Source organism: Bacillus sp. SRI_025, from assembly GCF_057592095.1.
Map to the genome: position 1 here is coordinate 218,905 of NZ_JBYEGB010000005.1, position 20,023 is coordinate 238,927.

At 40.6% G+C, this 20,023-nt stretch carries 14 protein-coding genes; 2 read left to right on the top strand and 12 right to left on the bottom strand.

Annotated features, from left to right (window positions below):
* Nucleotides 1-12 precede the first annotated feature (12 nt).
* From AC20OE_RS15435 to AC20OE_RS15485, 11 genes are all read right to left on the bottom strand, one after another.
* Complete coding sequence (locus tag AC20OE_RS15435) at nt 13-870, bottom strand: 3-hydroxyacyl-CoA dehydrogenase family protein (protein ID WP_099662999.1); 858 nt, start codon at nt 868-870, stop codon at nt 13-15.
* Nucleotides 867-1,577: a thioesterase II family protein gene (locus tag AC20OE_RS15440; RefSeq protein ID WP_059376544.1), complete on the bottom strand. Its 711-nt coding sequence runs from the start codon at nt 1,575-1,577 to the stop codon at nt 867-869. The genes AC20OE_RS15435 and AC20OE_RS15440 overlap by 4 nt, the downstream gene beginning before the upstream one ends.
* Nucleotides 1,574-2,554, bottom strand: coding sequence for a C39 family peptidase (locus tag AC20OE_RS15445; RefSeq protein WP_487268970.1), 981 nt, complete (start codon nt 2,552-2,554; stop codon nt 1,574-1,576). Before AC20OE_RS15445 ends, AC20OE_RS15440 begins: the two co-directional genes overlap by 4 nt.
* A complete protein-coding gene (locus tag AC20OE_RS15450; protein WP_487268971.1) occupies nt 2,517-4,058 on the bottom strand; it encodes a serine hydrolase domain-containing protein in 1,542 nt (513 codons plus the stop codon). The genes AC20OE_RS15445 and AC20OE_RS15450 overlap by 38 nt, the downstream gene beginning before the upstream one ends.
* Entirely contained in the window at nt 4,055-8,524 is a 4,470-nt protein-coding gene (locus AC20OE_RS15455) for an amino acid adenylation domain-containing protein (RefSeq protein ID WP_487268972.1), read from the bottom strand. The genes AC20OE_RS15450 and AC20OE_RS15455 overlap by 4 nt, the downstream gene beginning before the upstream one ends.
* A gap of 91 nt (nt 8,525-8,615) precedes the next feature.
* Nucleotides 8,616-9,815 carry an MFS transporter gene (locus tag AC20OE_RS15460; protein WP_059376554.1) on the bottom strand — a complete coding sequence of 400 codons (1,200 nt, stop codon included), beginning with the start codon at nt 9,813-9,815 and terminating at the stop codon, nt 8,616-8,618.
* Nucleotides 9,816-9,948: 133 nt separating this feature from the next.
* Nucleotides 9,949-11,145: a CamS family sex pheromone protein gene (locus AC20OE_RS15465; RefSeq protein WP_039176984.1), complete on the bottom strand. Its 1,197-nt coding sequence runs from the start codon at nt 11,143-11,145 to the stop codon at nt 9,949-9,951.
* A gap of 15 nt (nt 11,146-11,160) precedes the next feature.
* Nucleotides 11,161-13,167 (bottom strand): NAD-dependent DNA ligase LigA, encoded by a 2,007-nt coding sequence (gene ligA / locus AC20OE_RS15470; RefSeq protein ID WP_487268973.1) that lies wholly within the window; start codon nt 13,165-13,167, stop codon nt 11,161-11,163.
* A gap of 44 nt (nt 13,168-13,211) precedes the next feature.
* Nucleotides 13,212-15,434, bottom strand: a complete 2,223-nt coding sequence (gene pcrA, locus AC20OE_RS15475; protein WP_024426683.1) for a DNA helicase PcrA — start codon at nt 15,432-15,434, stop codon at nt 13,212-13,214.
* 57 nt (nt 15,435-15,491) lie between these two features.
* A complete protein-coding gene (pcrB, locus tag AC20OE_RS15480; RefSeq protein WP_039176977.1) occupies nt 15,492-16,184 on the bottom strand; it encodes a heptaprenylglyceryl phosphate synthase in 693 nt (230 codons plus the stop codon).
* Nucleotides 16,185-16,371: 187 nt separating this feature from the next.
* The gene (locus tag AC20OE_RS15485; RefSeq protein ID WP_058837836.1) at nt 16,372-16,890 is read right to left on the bottom strand and encodes a hypothetical protein; all 519 of its coding nucleotides are present in this window, start codon (nt 16,888-16,890) and stop codon (nt 16,372-16,374) included.
* A 564-nt stretch (nt 16,891-17,454) separates the two neighbouring features.
* On the opposite strand from AC20OE_RS15485, the gene AC20OE_RS15490 reads away from it, so the two are divergent.
* Nucleotides 17,455-17,868 carry a DUF2283 domain-containing protein gene (locus tag AC20OE_RS15490; protein WP_487268974.1) on the top strand — a complete coding sequence of 138 codons (414 nt, stop codon included), beginning with the start codon at nt 17,455-17,457 and terminating at the stop codon, nt 17,866-17,868.
* Here AC20OE_RS15490 and AC20OE_RS15495 read toward each other — a convergent pair.
* Nucleotides 17,844-18,074, bottom strand: coding sequence for a hypothetical protein (locus AC20OE_RS15495; RefSeq protein WP_039176971.1), 231 nt, complete (start codon nt 18,072-18,074; stop codon nt 17,844-17,846). The genes AC20OE_RS15490 and AC20OE_RS15495 overlap by 25 nt on opposite strands.
* Before the next feature lie 139 nt (nt 18,075-18,213).
* Here AC20OE_RS15495 and AC20OE_RS15500 point away from each other — a divergent pair, with 139 nt between their 5' ends.
* Nucleotides 18,214-19,794, top strand: coding sequence for an FMN-binding glutamate synthase family protein (locus AC20OE_RS15500; RefSeq protein ID WP_041087101.1), 1,581 nt, complete (start codon nt 18,214-18,216; stop codon nt 19,792-19,794).
* Nucleotides 19,795-20,023: the final 229 nt, after the last annotated feature.

Below are 20,023 nucleotides of genomic sequence, written 5' to 3' on the forward strand. Positions count from 1 at the left end.
GTTTTTCTCCTCTCACATGTCATATTGGAAAAAGCCTTTACCAGATTTTTTGCCATACTCACCTGCATCGACCATTTTGACAAGCAGAGGACACGGGCGGAACTTCGGATCTTTGTAGCTCTCGTATAAAACAAGCAATGAATTTAAAATCGTATCAAGCCCAATTAAGTCTCCTGTCGCAAGCGGCCCCATTTTATGGCCGAAGCCTCCACGGAAAATTTTATCGACATCAGCTGGTGTCGCGACTTGATCTTGCACCGCCCAAATCGCTTCATTGATTGTCAGCATGAGCACACGATTGGAAACAAATCCTGGAAGATCATGCACCACAACAGGTGTTTTATCAAAGGACTTCAAGAAACCTTTTGCCGTTTCAACAGTTTCATCAGAAGTTGCTTTTCCTCTAATCACCTCAACTAACGCTTTAAGAGGAACAGGGTTCATAAAATGTGCACCAATGACTTTTTCAGGATGATGCATAAGGGACCCTACCTTTGTAATGGAAATGCAGCTCGTGTTTACAAAGTAGATGGTTTCTTTCATACAAATATCTCGCAGCTCTTCATAAATGGGCTTTTTTATTTCCCAATCTTCCGTCACATTTTCAATGACGATATGTGCGTCATGTAAGCCTTCAAATGATGTCGATAGCTGGATTTGAGACAATACGTCTTCTAAGGACAATGAGATTTTCTTCTTTCTCACAAATTGCACCAATTGATAGGTTTTCTTGATTTTTTCTAGTGCTTCGTTTAGCTTTTCTTCTGTGACATCAACCAATGTGACTTGATAGCCATTTGCTGAAAGGTCTAATGCCATATCAGCCCCCATCACACCTGCTCCAATCACGCCTACGTGCTTCGTGTTCATTTCTCCAACACTCCAATTCGCTTTAAAATGACATTGATTTTTTCTACGACTTCATTTGTTAATGAATGAATAAAAAAGTGATCTCCATCGAATTCAAAAAACGCACAATCTTCACTTGTATATTGATCCCAATCGTCTAAATCAAACAGCACAGAAGGAAGATCACGAGTACCATAAAAAATAGAAATTGGGCAAGCAGCTGGAACAACTTCATCACACTGATAAGTCTCCAAAAGCTGAAAATCTGCTCTTAAAATCGGCAGAAAGAAATCAAGCACTGCATGGTTATCGGCAAGTTCCTCAGGAACGCCCCCCATCGCAATGATCGCCTCTTTTAATTTGGCATCTGACAGCTGATGATAGACTTTCTTCTCTGGAATATGTGGTGGAAAGCGTCCAGAATAAAAGACATGAACAGGCTCTTTGTTTAATCTTGTTTTCATTCTTTTTTGTAATTCGTATGCAAGGACAGCTCCCATGCTATGACCGAAAATGGCATAGGGCTCTCCTTCTTTTAAAGAAGAGGACGCCTGTAGATAAAGATCATCTGCGACTTGCTGTAAATTTGTCAGCACAGGCTCTGTCATTCTTGTCCCGTGCCCAGGGAGTTCAAGGGCATGAATTTCTATAGACCGGTCTATATAAGATTTCCACGTACTAAATACGGTACTTGCTCCACCTGCGTACGGTAAGCAAAATAACTTCACGACATGCCACACTCCCTTTTGCATTCGATTTTCAGCATTTCCAGCCATTTTTTTTCATCTTGGATGATTTGTTGTAAGGAAGCTTTAATGTTGGCTTGGTACCGACTAGACATCTCCCCTGAAAAAAAGAGTTTTGCTGCCTGATGCCTCGCTTTCTCCCATTCTGTTAAAATACGTTCCATCCATTGAAACAGCTCAGGTAGATCGCCTTTAATAAGCCTCAGTCGATACAGCTCTACTTTCTTTGTATTGATGATCTGATTGAAAGCTGCCACGAGCTTTTCGATATCATCCCATTGTGGAAACTGTTCATAAAATGTTTCAAGAACAGCAATTCCTTTTTCTATTGCGTCAATCTGACCATACATATTTCTCAGGAAATAAGCCGTTTTTTGGTCAAATAATTCAGTCGAGACCTTGTCCTGATCAAAGTAGAATGATGCATAGGAATGAAATTGATCATTCGGCTGAAAGTGTTCATGAAAGGTGTCATATCCTTTCTGCACACCTTCATATGAAAGCACTTGATGCTCATAAGACAAATTATCTAAATGCCGATTCTCTAATACTTGAAAAGTTTGCCGATTCTCATTGAAACCCGTGATTAAAATTGAATGACGGCTATGGGTTGTTAAATACTCTTTTCTACCTCGCTGAACGTAAGGGTCTACCCATACAATCACCGGACGTTCCTGCGTCACATCCTGTTTGACCTTTTCAATGAGATTGGCACAATACGTCATTTTTTCAACTTGAATGCCCTGTAAATTCATAATCTTTTCTGGATCGTGTGCCGACATCCAGTCAATCTGAAGCAAACCGTCCTCTGTAAGTCCGTATGCAAATTGATCATTTAATAAATATGGAGCGACTTCTTGACCATGCAGCTTCACAATTGGAAAAAAGCAATTGAAGAAACAGCTGCGATAAAACAATTCATTATAAGGATGAATGCCTGAAATCTGTTTGACGGTCATCTTTTTGTCCTCTCTTTCCAGCAGTAGATGTCACCATAAATCCTTTGATGAAACCAATCGTACAAAACCAAATGAAAAACAAATAATAAGAAATCGCTAATTCAATGAGAGAAGTAGGTCCCCATACAAAAGTCATTTTCCAAGGCAGCCCCTTAAAAGCTATTTGCGAAAGAATCATTGGCAGAAGCAATATCCCAATTAGGAGCAGCACCCAGCCGATACTTCTAAGCCATACGCCAAGTGACAAGTTCCTGCGAACCAGAACGCCATTTCTTACACGTTTCCTCCATTTGATAAAACGAACGACAGACACCATTTGCAGCAAAATAAAAAGACATGTGGCTGCTACACTCAATTGATCAATGAGCTGAAATGGATCCATAGATGACTCTGCTTCTTCATTTGTACCCGTCATCGTTTTGGCAATAAGACGTGCCGTTTGCTCTGTGTAGCTGCTATTCATATTTGCTAATACTCCGATAGCAACGCCTTCTTTTGGCTGGATCAGAAAAAATGATGAATAATTCGGATTAGATCCTGCATGAAATAACGATGCCACCCGGCCTTTCGTTCTTTCTATATACCAGCCGGCATTGTAATAGACATGCTCCCCTTCTTCTGGGACATTCACAGTTAACTGATCAGGATTTTTTACAAAACGAGACCAAGTTGAATCGGTCAATTGATATTGCAGCCAAGTTCCCACATCCTGATTATTCATCACAATATAGCCTGCGGGGGTGTTACCTCGATATTCTGGCGCTTCATAAACATGCGGAGCAAGGAAATGCAGTTTAAACCCTTCTGAAATAACACCAGATTTCATGCGTTTTAGCCCAGCTTCTGTTTGATCAAGATGATGCCTTTTAAACAGTCCTTTCATGTATGCCTCATATGACGTTCCTGTCACATTTTCAATGATGAGACCAAGGACATCATAGTTGATGGTGGCATATTCAAAAGAGCTGCCGGGCTTGTGATGAAGCTCAATTGATTTCAACTGATGGACTGTTTTCTTTAGCGCATCTTTTGCATGATCTGGCTGGATAAGCGCAATGGATTGAAAGGGAATGCCGCTTGTGTGATGCATTAATTGCTCCACCGTCAAACGCTGAGGCTTTCCATCGTATGTTGGAAAAAAGCCTGGAATATATCTGCTCACTGGATCTTTCAAATGAAGTTTCCCTTGCTTCACTAACTCCACAATAGCAAGAGCGGTAAACGCCTTTGATGTAGAACCAATTTCAAAGAAAGTACTGGCTGTCACTTGCTTCATTTTCTTTCGATCCGCATAGCCAAACCCTTTTTGGTACACCACTTCGTCCTTTTTCACTACCACAACGGACATGCCTGGAATGCGCCCAAGCTCCATCTGTTCCTCTATTACTTGATCAATAGCTTTAGAAGAAATCACTGCTTTTGCATGTGTCCCCCCGGCAAAGCTGCTTATCCATAAGAAGGCTAATAAAAATGAAATGTAGATAACATGCTGATTTTTCCTCATGTAAATAATGAATCCATTTCTTCAAGAGACATATCTACTGTTTCAAAATCAGACGGTGTAAATTCGATCCCTTCCTGTTCTAAGCAATGCTGTACCATACGCTCAATTTGCTGTTCTACCTCTTGCAATAGCTGCATCATATCTGTTTCACACAGCTGTTTTTCGCTGAAAGAAAGATGGAAAATCAACTGACCGCCCTTGATGGTAGCGACCATATCGATAACGGTTGTTACCGGATTATCCAATGACGAATCAATCCCCGATGTAAAGTAAGACATCTCATAATCAGATGATTTTTTAAGCACCTGATCGATTTCACCTAAATAGTTAAAGCGTAATTGCGGCGCTGAATGATCAGGAAGCTGCCTATTGATGAGTGACAACAGCCCATATTCTGCACCATTATTTGGCACCTTACGTATCGTTTCTTTGACAGCCCGTATGTGATCTGTGAGAGATTCAGAAACATGAACATTCACGGGATACATGGTGGTGAACCAGCCACACGTTCTAGATACATCAATATTTTCCTCCACAGCATCCCTGCCGTGACCTTCTAATTCCAGAGAAATCAGTTCTTGATTCGTTTGCTGATAACAGGCTTGCGTTAAGGCTGAAATTAACAGTTCGTGAGGCTGCGTTTGATACGCTTTATTCGCTTGATTGATCAATTGATCCGTGAGCTTCACTGATAATGACTTCGTTAACTTGACTTCGTCTTTGACATATCCCTCATTAGAAGAAACTTGATACAGAGGCTGAATTTCCCGCACTACATTTTCCCAATAGCTGAACGTCTCTTTTACATCTTCTGATAATGCATACTCGTTAACCCGTTCTGTAAATGTTTGATATGAATGAGTTTTTGGTGGAAGCACTTCTGCTGACACCTTCTCTGCATGAAATAATTGAATCAAATCCTCGACCAGAATTTGCCAAGACATACCATCAACTAAAAGATGATGGGCGGCAAAAATAAGATGTGATTGAGAAGCAGTTTGACAAAGCGCTGCCTGAATCAATGGCCCTTGATAAAGATGAGTCCTTTGCTTGATCTGACATCCTACTTCTTTTAGTGCTTCTTCCACGTTCTCTTCTGACAATGCCGTAAAATCGTGTATCGTCAGTGGAATATCCTGAATGTTTTCATCATAATAGAGTGTTCTTGTCGCCTCATGTACTTTTAACCTTAATCCGTCGTGATGAATGACCAGCTCTTTTAAAGAACTCTGCACGATTCTTTCATCCATCTTTTTCTTTGAATGAACAATGATGGATTGATGCCAGAAATGTTTATCTTTTAACCGCTGGGACCAAAACCATTCGATGATTGGGATCGATTTCACATCGCCCACAGCCTGCTCTTGTGAGATATGTAAGACTGGTTCCTGCTGAACGACTTGTGCCATTTCTCTAAAAATGGGATAAGTAAATAGATCTTTGGTTTTTAAATAGAGTCCTTTGTCTTTTAACTTCGCAATAAATTGAATCGCCTTTATGGAGTCACCGCCAAGCTGATAAAAATGATCAGCCGGTTTGATCGTTTCGTGCCCTAAGATGTCTTTTGCTGTGTCTACTATGATCTCTTCAATGTCCGCTGTTTCCTTTGAACATTCAACGGCTGTTTCCTCTTGAGAGAGCAATGGATCAGGCAGGGCTGTACGATTGATTTTTCCGTTTTGAGTGAGCGGGAGTTCTTTTAATAAAACAAAATAGGCTGGTACCATATAAGCTGGAAGCTGATCTGATAATTTCTTTCTTAGTAAAAAGGAGGTTAGCTCTTTTTCTTTCAATTCAATATAAGCAGCCAGCTGTTTTTCTCCATATTCATCAGTTAGATCAATGACAGCTGCTTTATCCACTTCATCGAGTGCCATAAGCGCAAGTTCAATTTCACCCATCTCTATCCGGTAGCCTCGCAGCTTGATTTGATGATCAATCCGGCCAATGTATTCAATCTTTCCATCATTTGCTCGTTTCGCAATGTCACCGGTTCGGTACATGCGGCGGTGACTTACAAATGGATTGGGTAGAAAGCGTGATTTCTGCAAATCAGGTCTTTGCCAGTATCCTCTGCCAACACCCGCGCCTGAAATATATATTTCTCCTATTGTCCCTGGCAGCACCACTTGCTGATTCTCATCTAAAAGATAAATCTCTGTATTCGGCATCGGCACTCCAATTGACACCGATGTCCCGCCATCATCTTGATGGAATTGATGGATCATACAGCCAACGGTTGCTTCAGTTGGTCCATATTCATTAAAGATGGATATCCTTCCATCACTTGCCTCCGTAATTCTTTTGGCCAAAGCAGTCGATAATTGTTCTCCTCCTACAATCATTCGTTTAACCACTGATTGAGACAGTGCAGCATCTGTTAACAGTGCCATATGAGCTGGTGTCAGCTTAATGACCTTTGCTTTTTGATCAAACAAAATATGTTCTAATAAAAAGCCTGGCTGATCCTCTTGACGATAGATCACTACTGTACTGCCAATAACCAATGGCGTATAAATGGATGTAACGGTTAAATCAAATGCAATGGACGAATACAGAGCAAAATGGTCATCTTTTGAATCTGTATAGTTTGTTTTGGCAGACATGATATAGTTCACTAAGCTTTGATGTTCGATCATGACTCCCTTTGGCTGTCCTGTAGAGCCAGACGTATAAATCATGTATGCGACGTCTTCATCATCTCCAATGAATGTATGTGCCGCATCATATGAATCCAACTGATTCCACACGTTGTAGATATTGTACGTATCGCCATTAAAATGGTATGTAGAAGCATGATCTGTAAAAAACAGCTTAGCCTGGCTGTCATCCAAAATAAACTGAATGCGTTCCTGCGGATACTCAGGATCAATCGGTACATATGCGCCTCCAGCCTTTAAAATCCCCAGCAGCAGTACAATAAGTTCTGGTGAATGATTCAAACATATTGCCACAAAGTCATGTCTCTGTAAGCCATGTGTTTGCAAGAAATGCGCCATTTGGTTGGTTTTTCTCTCAAGTTCACCGTATGTCATGATATGAGAGCCGTCCTGAATCGCGATTCGATCAGGAGAAGTCTTTGACATGTCTGTGATTAATTCATGAATTTTTTGCTTCTGTGGGAATAGCACGCCTGTGTCGTTCCATTGATATAGCTCTCGATGTTCCTCCTCCTCTGTCATAAGCAGTACATCTTTTAAGAGCTGCTTCGGCTGGTTGAGTATGTTTTCGACAAAGAGAAGCATCCTTTTATGTAGAAAGTTGATGTCTTCATTGCTGTAATCTGAGACTTTGTAGTCATATTGCAGCTCGATTTGTCCTTTTTCATCCCATTCTTTTACAGCTACTTGCAAGCCGTATGGCTGGAATCCATTGTAAAGCTCCATGTATTCCACTTTGTATCCTTCCATCTCCTGCACCATATTTGTGCTGTAGGAGTTGATATAGATTTGAAAAAGTTGATCATACCCTGCCTTTGCAAGTTCTAAATCTTTGACGAGTGCATCATAAGGATAACGCTGATGCAGGAAGTAAGTCTTATAGCTTTTTTGAACGTCTGACAAACTTTCTAATAGAGATAGATGAGGGTTCATCTTCATTCGATATGGCATTGTACTAACGGTCATACCGGACGTGGCTTTTTCCTTTTGCCCGGAACGATTGAGAACTGGCGTCCCAATAATAAAATCTTTTTGCTGATATTTTTTATGCAAATAAACGAAGAGGCCTAAAGTAAATAAAGAGTTGATTGAACAATGATGGGTATCTATAAATGCATAGATTCGTTCTGAGAGTTGTCGATCAAGATAATGGCTTTGACGATGGCCTTTGATTTGGTCAGTTCCCTGTACCAAATAACTATCAGACACATCAGATAATGTTTCTTTCCAAAATTGCTGATCTTTTTTAAATCTTGGGGAGTTCCTATATTTTGATTCTTTATCAATAAAAACAGAATGATTATCTGCTTCTTGTTCGAGAGAGGAGCTTTGTATAAGAGCAGTGTAAAGCTGGCTAATTTTATCGATGATTACTTTCATCGACCATCCATCTGCTACTGTATGATGGCATTTGATGAAATAACCGGATTGTTGTTCACCGACTTTTAATACAGCAAATTCGGCGAGAGAGGTTTCTAGTAATTGAAATGGTATTTTGAAGGCATTTTCGGCCCATTCTAGCATGTCTTTATGTGTGGAAAACTCATAGGCAGGAATATGATGATCGGCGTTTGGATCAACATATTGAAGCGTCTCACCATCTTTCTCTACTAGTTTGAGACGAAGAGATTCTGTTGTCATGATACAAGTTGCAATGGCCTGCTTCAGTTTAGCGAGCTGCAACGGCCCATTGACGAAAATAATACCGCCAATATGATTAATTGGTGTTTCTGGATAAAATGTTTCCATGTTCATCACGCGCCGCTGCGGATGTGTTAATGGCCAATATACTAAACTACTAGTCAATTACGCCACCTCTACTTTTCATATAGTTAACATTTCTACGAACTTATTAAATCACATAATGGTATTTTTGTAAATAATTGAGATAAACTGTCTAAATTTGTTCATTTTTTAATCTAGACGCTAGGATAGCCGACACAGTAAACAGGCCAACGTTGATAAAAAAGACGACTCTTGCCCCAAAGAGATCGGTCATGGTGCTCATAACGAGGATCGACATTCCGTATATAAAAGTCGATAGTGTATGTTGAGCTGATAGTATTTTAGGCAATTCAATTTGACTCAATGTATCTTGTACATAGGTACGAATAGCAATGCTGCGAAGCTGAAAAGCTGGTCCTAATAAAAAGACAAACAATAAACTCATCCATGCTGAATGATTCAACCCTAAGCAAAGAGTTAGCACAGCTACGATCACCGAACTATAAAAAATGTGATCAAACAAACGCTGTTCCACATGCTTTGCGAACCGCAGCACGAGCAGACCGCCTAGAATGGTTCCACCAAAATAGCTTGCGTTAATAAACCCCCACCATGTTTCAGGCTGGTGTAAGACTTCAGTGACATAAACAAGAATAATAGCACCAGTCCAGATACTTCTGCCGCTCATGGACAGCATTTCTAAAATCGTTAATGTTCTAATGATTCGCTTTCCATACATGATCTTCCAGCCTGAAAAGATCCGTGTACCAAATGATTCAGACTGTTGCTCTTGTTTAGCTGCGGCCCCAGTATCAATGATAAAGAGCATAGATATGAGCGACAAACTGTATAAAACAAGTGTGGTAATTAGTAGAAACTGCGGTCCAAGAATGCCAATAAACAGGCCTCCTAAAAGCCAGCCTAGTAAAAGGACAATTTGATCAGATGTTAAAATATAGCTATTGGCTTTTAGTAAAAAGTTCTTTTCTACTAAACGCGGGATCATCGAATTTCGAACAGGAATGGTTCCCCCATCTATCAAAGAAAGGAAAAATACAATGATAAAAAAGAGAGGAATAGTAAATGTTGATAGTTGTAGTATATAAATGAAAATCAAGCAACCGAAGAAAGCAATTTGACACATTTGCAAATAGATAATGAGTCTTTTCAGCTTAAATTGATACATAAAGAAAGGAATAAGCACCGCTCCAAGAGCTTGTCCAACAAACTGCGAGACAGCCACCATTGAAGCAATTAGTGTAGAATTTGTTAATTGGTATGTCAGGATGGTCAGTACGAGGACATATAGTGAATCCCCGAAATTAGCTAGGGATTGTCCCCCTAATAAAAAGTAAAATGATTTGTTTTTCATATTTATCTCCATTTTCTCTTCATTAACACCCATAATAATACATTATTTTCTACACTTCTACTTTTTATAACAATATTTTCATAATTTGATACATTTTTACTAATTTAAAAAACCGCCAAAAGGCGGTTTTTATTTAGTCATATATATGAACAGTCGGTTCTTTGTCCTCAGCATTTTTCGTGATCAGGGCTTCTTGTTGATCAGAAGATGTGATGTTGATTTCGATATTGGTACTCTTGTAGTAATCCATGACTTCACCGGTTAAATATTGTGTGAAGGCTACGACTTCCGTTTTTCCATAGAACTGCATTGGAATTTCGATTTTCATTTTTTGCAGGTTGCCGTTTTTGTAAAAGCCTTTTCCTACAACACCAGTGTAATTCGGGAAGTAATCTTCTACCTTTGTCTTGAAGCGATCAAATCGCTCTGAATCATCTTTGTAGCTGCTTTTCGCACTATCTGAAGGGAAGAATACATTCTCCTCTTTGATCGTATCCCAATTTCCGATATCAGCGGAGCCTGCTTTCACATCTGTTTTGGCGATAAAGTTACCTGGAACGATAGATGATTTTGGTGCTTGCTTATAAAGGGCAATCATGACAGGCACTTTTTGCAGTCCGTCCATTTGACGAATTCGCTTGATCACTTGTTCAGCGATTTTTTCACCCTCTGCCAAAAGTTTCTTTGAATTTTTCGATGAATCGATGGTCACCTCTTGCTGCGGGTCACCGATCTTTTCACGGTAATAATAAACCGAGTTCAGCGCAAGACCAATGACAACTCCGCCAAGCTGTAAGCTGTTTTTGTCTTTTCGAATTAAGTAATTATGCTCTAGCATTGAAGCTAAGTAAATTGGACTATTTTCATTTTTAGACTTTGTTGAACCTGAGTTTGGAAGAGCAGGATTTAAGCCCAGATTCTTAAAGTCTTTATCTTCTTTTTCTGCCTTTTTCAGATCACTGCCTGTTTTTTTGCGCGCCAGCCAGCTAAGAACAGTGTCCTCATCTAAATGCTGTCCTTCTTGGAATAGATAGTCGTTTGTATTAAATGACTCTGTTGCAAGGCGCATAAGTCCTGTTTCAAATTCATCAATGTCCAAGCGTGTATTGAGACGCTCCGCTGTTAGACCTCTAGCAGCTCCTTGTTTAAACGGCAGCACCATTTTGTAATAGGAGTCTGAGATATTGTACATCGGGATGATGGCTGTTTCCTTTGTTTCCTTCGTTTCATCCGTTTTTTGTGTGACCTCTTCCTCTTCCTTTCCCCCAAAAGGTGCACACGCTGACAATACCAGTGTGAGCATTGTCAGCAGCAATAACAACTTTTTCAATAGAAAACACTCCTCTTATTTCTTTAGCTCCTCGAGCATTTTAGCTTCGTCCCAAATTTCAATATTGAGTTCTTTTGCCTTTGTCAGCTTACTTCCCGCTGCTTCTCCGGCAATGACTAGATCTGTTTTTTTACTCACACTGCCTGCCAGCTTTCCGCCTAATGCTTCGATCGCTGCTTTTGCATCGTTTCGAGCCATTTCTTCTAATTTTCCTGTCAGCACAATGGTTTTTCCTGCAAAGTAGGAATCACTTTCTTCTGCTTTTACCGGCTTTGGCCCTGTGTAGGTCATATTGACTCCGAGCTCTTTTAGTTCGTTCAGCAGATCGAGTATTTCTTCTTTCTCAAAGTACGTGACGACGGCATCAGCCATTTTTTCACCGATTTCGTCGACTTCAAGTAATTGTTCTTTCGTCGCTTGCTTTAATTGATCGATGTTTTCGAAATGCATCGCCAAGGTCTTTGCCGCTTTTGAACCAATAAATCGAATACCGAGTCCAAATAGTAACCGCTCAAGAGAGTTTTCTTTCGATTGTTCAATTGAACGCAGTAAATTGTCGACAGATTTTTCGCCCATTCGTTCAAGCTGAATGAGCTCTTCTTTCGTTAATCGATAAAGGTCGGACACACGAGAAACGAGCTGTTCCTTGAAGAGCTGTGTAATGACCCGCTCGCCAAGTCCATCAATATTCATTGCATTACGAGAAACGAAGTGAATGAGCCCCTCACGTATTTGGGCAGGACATTCTGGGTTGATGCATCGCAAGGCCACTTCGCCTTCGATTCGCACCAGCTCACTATGACACTCTGGACATTCAGTTGGCATGTGAAACGGCTTTTCTTCGCCTGTACGCTGATCAACAAGGACACCTGCGACTTCAGGAATAATATCCCCGGCTTTTTTCACAATCACTTGATCAAAATAGCGAATATCCTTTTCTTTGATCAAATCTTCATTATGAAGAGATGCACGCTGCACTGTCGTCCCTGCTACTTTGACAGGCTCAAGAATCGCTGTTGGTGTAATCACGCCTGTACGTCCGACACTTAGTTCAATATCAAGTAGCTTCGTTACGACCTCTTCAGCCGGAAACTTATACGCAACCGCCCAGCGCGGGCTTTTTGCCGTGAAGCCGAGTTCTTCCTGCTGAGCGAGTGAATCGACTTTAATAACGATTCCATCGATTTCATATGAAAAATCGGCACGCTTTATTTTTAATGTTTCAATGAGGTCGATGACTTCTTCGATCGTTTGGCACATTCTTCTTTCTTTGTTTGTTTTAAAGCCAAGTTCGTCGAGAAAATCAAGTCCTGCACTTTGCGTTTCAACACCAATTTCATCAAGCTCCGCTATACTGTAGACGAATATATCAAGGTTTCGTTTCGCTGCAATTTTCGTATCAAGCTGACGAAGTGAACCTGCAGCCGCATTACGCGGGTTTGCAAACGGCTCTTCTTCGTTTTGTATTCTTTTTTCATTTAATGCTTCAAAAGAAGGTTTTGGCATAAATGCCTCGCCTCTCACTTCAATCGACAGAGGGCGTTTGATTTTAAGCGGGATGGAACGAATCGTTTTGAGATTTTCAGTAATATCCTCACCCGTTGTTCCATCGCCGCGCGTCGCTCCTCGGACAAACACGCCATTTTCATAACGGAGAGAAACAGCGAGTCCATCAATTTTCAGCTCGACATTGTATGCGATATCGTCACCGACTGCTTGACGAACCCGGCGGTCAAAATCAAGAAGGTCCTGTTCATTAAACGCATTCCCAAGGCTGAGCATTGGTGTGCCGTGACGCACTTTTTGAAAGGCGTCTAAAACAGCACCGCCCACTCTTTGTGAAGGAGAATCCGCTGCTTTTAAGTCAGGGTGCTCTTCCTCCAAAGAGATCAGCTCACGCATCCGCGCATCATATTCAGCGTCAGGAACACTTGGACGATCAAGTGTATGATATTCGTAGTTGTATTGATTCAAAATCTGGTGCAGTTCCTCGATCCGGCGTTTCGCTGCTTCTTTATCCATCTGCTTCTTCCTTTCAATTCATCCGTTTTGTCAGTCCTATCAGTTTATTGCTTCTCGATTGGTGCAAATGCTGCGAGAAGACGCTTAATGCCTGTAGGGCTTGGGAACGCAATATCAAGCTCTGTGCTGTCTCCGCTGCCTTTCACACTCACAACCGTACCAACGCCCCATTTTTTATGGGCCGCTTTATCGCCCACAGCCCAGCCAATACTGCCACCGCCTGTGTTTTGAATGGTTTGTGTTTGCGGACGTGAGACAGGTCCCCGTCTTTGCGGTCTTTCTCTTGTTTGGCCAAACGGTGTTTTTGTTTCTTTTTTCTCATTTAGGTTGTCCAATAAATCGGCTGGTATTTCTCGAATAAATCTTGATTCAAGGTTCATGTTCGTCCGGCCGAAAAGTGTTCTCATTTTCGCACTTGATAAATAAAGCTCTTCTTCAGCCCGTGTGATGCCTACATAAGCGAGGCGGCGCTCTTCTTCCATCTCTGCATCTTCCATTAATGAACGGCTGTGCGGGAAGACACCCTCCTCCATTCCCATTAAGAAAACAACAGGGAATTCCAAACCTTTTGCGGCGTGAAGTGTCATTAAGATGACAGCATCCTGATCTTCTTCTTCATTTTCATCCAGCTTATCAATATCTGCGACGAGGGCAAGATCTGTCAGGAAGGTCACAAGTGACTTGTCTTCATTTTGTTCTTCAAAGTTCTTCGTGACGGATAAAAACTCGTCAATATTTTCTAAGCGGCTTTGTGCTTCAATCGTTTTTTCAAGCTTAAGCGCTTCACGATAGCCTGTTTTCTCTAAAATTTCTTCTGTTAATTCTGTGACAGATAAATAATCCTGCATGTTCGTCATTTGATCAATGAGCTGTTTGAACTCATCAAGCGCATTGGCTGCTCGTGCACTCAGTCCAATGAAATCCACCTGACCAAGTGCTTCAAACATAGACAGATCATTCATCTCCGCATATGCTGCAATTTTATCAACAGATGTCGCACCGATTCCGCGCTTTGGTACGTTGACAATTCGTGCAAAACTAATATCGTCATCTGGGTTTGCCACTAGGCGTAAGTATGCCAAGATGTCCTTGATTTCTTTTCTGTCATAGAACTTCGTGCCGCCGACAATGTTGTATTGAATGTTGGCCTTCATTAACGTTTCCTCTATGACACGAGACTGGGCATTTGTTCGGTAAAGGATCGCAAAATCGGATAATTTACGCTTTCCGCTTTGATGAAGCTGACGAATCTTTCCTGCGACAAATTGTCCCTCACCGAATTCATTATCTGCACGGTAATAGGCTATCTTCGCGCCTTCATCATTTTCTGTCCAAAGATTTTTTGGCTTTCGGTTTGCATTGTTTTGAATCACCGTATTTGCAGCATGCAAAATGCGTTTCGTCGATCTGTAATTTTGCTCAAGCAGAATCACTTCACTGGATGGATAATCTTTTTCAAAGGAGAGAATGTTTGTAATATCCGCTCCGCGCCAGCGATAAATAGACTGGTCAGAGTCACCGACAACACATATATTTTGAAAACGCTGCGCGAGCAGTTTCACAAGCATGTACTGCGCTCTGTTCGTATCTTGATACTCATCCACATGAATATATTGGAATTTCCGCTGATAGTGCTCTAACACTTCAGGGATGCGCTCAAATAGACGAATCGTCATCATAATTAAATCATCGAAGTCGAGTGATTGGTTTTTGAGTAAACGCTTTTGATAATCTGTATAGACATCGCTGACCACTTGATCATAGAAATCACCGGCTGTTTTGGCGTATTCCTCTGCGTCAATGAGTTCGTTTTTTGCACTGCTGATCGATCCTAAAATGCTGCGTGGATCGAACTTTTTAGGATCGATATTCCGTTCTTTTAAAATGTTTTTAATGACTGAAAGCTGGTCAGATGTGTCTAAAATAGAGAAGTTGCGATTCACACCAATGCGGTCAATATCGCGTCTTAAAATACGGACACACATGCTGTGGAACGTAGAGATCCAGATGTCATCCGCGCCAGGTCCTAAAATAGCCTGGACACGTTCACGCATTTCACGTGCTGCTTTATTTGTAAATGTAATCGCTAAAATGTTCCACGGAGCTACATGTTTTTCTGCCATTAAGTAGGCAATTCGATGTGTGAGCACCCGTGTCTTCCCGCTTCCTGCTCCTGCCATCAACAATAAAGGACCGTCTGTTGCTTTGACTGCTTCTTTCTGTGCGTCATTCAGCCCTTCTAATAGATGATTCGATATTTCATTCATTCCATTCACCGCCAATTCGAACTTATGTTCTATTTTAACCCGTTTCGTCTTATTTGACTATGATGACTTTTTGACTGCATCCACTGTCTTTAATGCTTCTTTGAAATTGTCATAAATGACGTTTCCTACAACCACGACGTCTGCATGCTGCGAGAAGTCTTTTGCCTGCTTAGCGTTCTCGATGCCGCCGCCATAAAAAAGAACTGTTTCATCAAGCACTGCTTTTGTTTCTTTGACAAGCTCTATGTCTCCAAGCGTTCCGCTGTATTCCAGATAAAAAATGGGCAGCTTCATCAAATGCTCTGCCACTCTTGCATATGCTCTGACGTCATCGATATCCAGCGCTGTATTTGCCTCTGTGAGCTTGGCCGCTTTACAATCTTCATTTAAGATGACATAACCTTCAGGCACAATCTCTTCCATTGACATCAAATCACCGAATTCCTTCATCGCGTCCTTATGAAGCCCGACAATCCAGTCAGGGTGAGTACTGTTTAAGACAGTCGGGATGAAATACAGATCAAAGCCCGGCACAATCATCTCATGTGTGGAGATTTCGAGCACACATGGCACTAGAAAGCGGCGGACCTTTGACATCAATTGAAGCACGTTGTCCTCTGTCACATGATCACTTCCGCCAATCAATATGGCATCCGTCCCAGATTCGCAAATCGCTTCTAGCTGTTCATCGGAAATTTCTTTATTTGGATCGAGTTTAAAGACATGCTTCCACTCGGTAACATCATACATGAAAAACGTTCCTCCATTCGTTTCATTCCATTTAAATATTATAACAAAATCAGTGACCGCAAAAAATGGGTAACCTCCTTCAGTTAAAAGTTTCATTCTTTTGAAAATGGGTGGCGTGATTTAAAGATTTAGAAACAAAAAAGCAGATGCTAAGCATCTGCTTTTTTATTAAATGAACATAGTTTTTTTATTTTTCAAGTGGAGCAACTTGTGCTGTTGGTGCACCACATAGCAAGAAAAAGCCAAATAATACTGGAGGTGATACCGCAATTCCAGTTAAAGTTAGAAACCCTAGAACACTTAACCATTCACCTTTTTCAATAGCCTTTTGAACCTGATTTAAAGCCCCCTTAGTAATACCAAGAGCATCTTCAAGACAACGTTGAACAGTGTTTTTTTGTGTAGTAGCAATACCTTTTTGTTGATTCATATAGTTCGCAAAAGCGATCATGCCTTCTTTTTGATAAACTGGGTATGAAGCTTTTTCTAATTCCTTTTCGTTAACAACATAACCTGCTTCATCATCAAATACTAGAATTTTAGTAAAGATATACTCTATTTCAGCTACAGATTTTTCAATTTGTTCTTTTGTTAATCCTTTCAATCCAGCCTCAGGATTTACTGAATTTTCAGCTGATGCTACTGGCACTATTGTTGCAATAGAAAGTAATAAAGCCAGTGTGAATACAAATAATTTTTTGATCAATGTACAAACTCCCCTTTTCTTTAAAATAACCAAATAACCATAAATTTGATTTTATGGTTATTTTTGATAATAACATATAGTTTTAGTTTAGTTTTCGTTTTAAGGTAGAAATAATTTGTTTTTACATAAATAGTGTTAATTCGACTTTTTTCGCAAGAATTATGAGACTGTTAAAATCACAAATGAGATTCCCCAAGTTAATACTCCAAATAAAATAAAATATTTTAGAAAAAGTTCAAAATTAGTGAGCTTCCTCTCATTTCTAGTTTTCTTAAGTCTCCAATAAAAAGCATATGCGCACAACACAAGTACTATATGGCTCAGTTCAGACATTTTTTCAAAAAAATACAAATCCGCCATTTATCATTCATCTCCAATATAGTTAATTTATCCCTTTAAAGTATATACAAAGATACATTCGTTGCACATCCTGCTATGTTCTTAATTTTAGTTTATTATAATAATTGATATTCTTTAATTTACCTTCGATACCCATTCATAATTTCAAATCTCGTTAATTAGCTAACGTATTCGTTTAACAGTAAAATGAAGCAGGTGACCCCATTGAAAAGAACAATTACATATGAACAAAGTATAGATATCGGATACATCTATATCACCCCGCAATCGGAGCGTTTGAAAATCAAAGAAACCATTGAATTAGATGTCAATGAATGTATCAATGTAGATATCGATAAAGAGGACCGAGTGGCTGGATTGGAGTTATTTGCAGAAGAATCCGAAGTGCTGCGGAACGCTCCGGTTTATGAGGATCATCTTTCTTTACGTTTGACGGATCAGGAAGTTCTCTCAACCTATCATCTGTCAGGCGTTGAATCCCAATTCTCGACACCTGATCACAAAAGGCTGATCGGTTTTACCATTGTCGATCCTCTTCGCTATAACACCACAAGAAAAAACCGTTTTGATCTTTCAAAACGGTTTTTTTCAAACTATTGTCTCGCTTCATTAAAATAATGGACGGATGTCATGGCCCCTTCGTCGACCATCTTGTTGTCTTGGATATCTAATGGATCTGGGTGGCCGGCTTTTTCAGGAACCTTTTCATCTGACCGGAACATGCTTGCCCATTTTTTCAGATGCTGTTTATTTTTTACCGCTAATAACACAGCTCCTCCAACCCCTAATCCTGCAAGTACATACGCATTTGGACGCTTATTCATGTATGTTCCCTCCCCTTATGATCTTATTTGTAAGTTACCCCGCCTTTTCATTTCTAAACGTCACAATATGTTGATGTGGTTTCTCTTTTTATGAAAAGTGGAATAACAACAGCAATGAAAGAGAAAAGAGGGGATCTTCATGACCACAACCTTAATGATCATCGGCACATTGCTAATCATTTTTTTGATCATCCCAATCATTCTATTGATCTGGATTTGGATGAGGGATGAAAAACAAGAAGAACATTCAGTTCTACGAAATTATCCGGTCATTGGAAAGCTGCGGTTTATCTTTGAAAAAATAGGACCTGAGCTTCGCCAATATCTGTTTCTGAATGACCGAGAGGAGCTGCCCTTCTCAAGAAGAGAATACGAGCAGGCGGTCATGTCAGGAAAGTACAAAAGCCGGACGATGGGCTTTGGATCAAAACGTGATTTTGACAAGCCAGGCTATTACATTCGAAACGTCCTGTTTCCAAAGCAGCGAGATGAACTACGAATCGATCAATCTGAAAAAATCAAAACGAAAGTGTATCAAATTGATCAAGACAATTTACTGCGAAGAAGTGAACATTTCAAAGAAGTCGAAGCAAATCCTTATTTTCTCCATCAAGAGGATGTACAAGTCATTGGCGAACACACATGTCAAAAGCCTTTCCATGTGAAAGGACTGATCGGTCAATCCGCTATGAGCTACGGCTCCTTAGGCGACAGGGCTATTACAGCTTTATCCTCAGGATTAAAAATGGCCGGCGGTACGTGGATGAACACAGGTGAAGGCGGGCTTTCTCCTTATCACCTCAAAGGCGGCGCAGATATCATTTGTCAGATTGGGCCCGGTTTATTTGGCGTTAGAACAGAGGATGGCGCATTTTCCTTTGAAGAATTCAAGAAAAAAAGCGAGCATGAGGAAGTCAAAGCCTTTGAACTCAAGCTGGCACAAGGAGCAAAAACACGCGGCGGTCATATTGACGGCGAAAAAGTAACGGAAGAAATTGCGAATATCCGTAAATTACCGCCTCACCAATCCATTGACAGCCCAAACCGCTTTGAGATGTTCCACTCCATTCCTGACATGTTTGATTTCATTGAGGAGCTGCGGAGTATAGGCGGAAAGCCAGTTGGAATCAAACTTGTTGTCGGGCATAAAGAAAATATTGAAGAGCTTGCCAGCTATATGAAAAAAAGCGGGAAACACCCTGATTTCATTACAGTTGATGGCGGAGAAGGCGGTACAGGGGCATCCTTTCATGAATTGGCGGATTCCGCAGGGCTGCCAATTTTCACGGCACTCCCTATGGTTCATCAAATTTTGAAAGAATACGGTGTCAGAGATCAGGTGAAGCTCTTTGCTTCTGGCAAGCTTCTCTCGCCTGATAAAATTGCGATTGCCCTTTCAATGGGAGCTGACTTTGTGAATATTGCTAGAGGTCTCATGTTTTCAGTCGGATGCATTCGCGCCCAAGTCTGCCACACGAATAAATGCCCAGTCGGGGTCGCCACAACTGATCCAAAGCTGCAAAAGGGTTTATCAATTGAAGAAAAAAAATACCGAGTGTGCAATTATATCCTGTCTCTTAGAGAAGGTTTGTTTAACTTATCCGCAGCTGCGGGAATAGAATCGCCTATTCATTTTAATGAAAAACATATTATTTTTAGACAAGAGAATGGCGAGACAAGCGAAGTGCCGATGTTCTCAGGCACACAGCCATCTGTCTAGCTTGAAAAGGTGCTGAAACGCACCTTTTTTTATTAACATTTTCGTATAAAGTTAGCAAACAGTAGAGTTTAAGAAAATCATCTCAAACGAAGATGACATCTCCTATGAATGAGAAAGATGGTTTATGGACGAGCTAAATTAAAAAAACAGGGACAATTTATCAGTCCCTGCCCGCTTTTCATAAAAAAACTGCAAACAAGTCCATTTTTCGTGAAAAGGATTGTTTACA

Coding starts and splice junctions, on each gene's coding strand:
- AC20OE_RS15435 (WP_099662999.1), bottom strand. CDS start 870: ATGAACACGAAGCACGTAGGCGTGATTGGAGCAGGTGTGATGGGGGCT.
- AC20OE_RS15445 (WP_487268970.1), bottom strand. CDS start 2,554: ATGACCGTCAAACAGATTTCAGGCATTCATCCTTATAATGAATTGTTT.
- AC20OE_RS15450 (WP_487268971.1), bottom strand. CDS start 4,058: ATGAGGAAAAATCAGCATGTTATCTACATTTCATTTTTATTAGCCTTC.
- AC20OE_RS15460 (WP_059376554.1), bottom strand. CDS start 9,815: ATGAAAAACAAATCATTTTACTTTTTATTAGGGGGACAATCCCTAGCT.
- ligA (WP_487268973.1), bottom strand. CDS start 13,167: ATGGATAAAGAAGCAGCGAAACGCCGGATCGAGGAACTGCACCAGATT.
- pcrA (WP_024426683.1), bottom strand. CDS start 15,434: ATGAATGAAATATCGAATCATCTATTAGAAGGGCTGAATGACGCACAG.
- pcrB (WP_039176977.1), bottom strand. CDS start 16,184: ATGTATGATGTTACCGAGTGGAAGCATGTCTTTAAACTCGATCCAAAT.
- AC20OE_RS15495 (WP_039176971.1), bottom strand. CDS start 18,074: ATGAATAAGCGTCCAAATGCGTATGTACTTGCAGGATTAGGGGTTGGA.
- AC20OE_RS15500 (WP_041087101.1), top strand. CDS start 18,214: ATGACCACAACCTTAATGATCATCGGCACATTGCTAATCATTTTTTTG.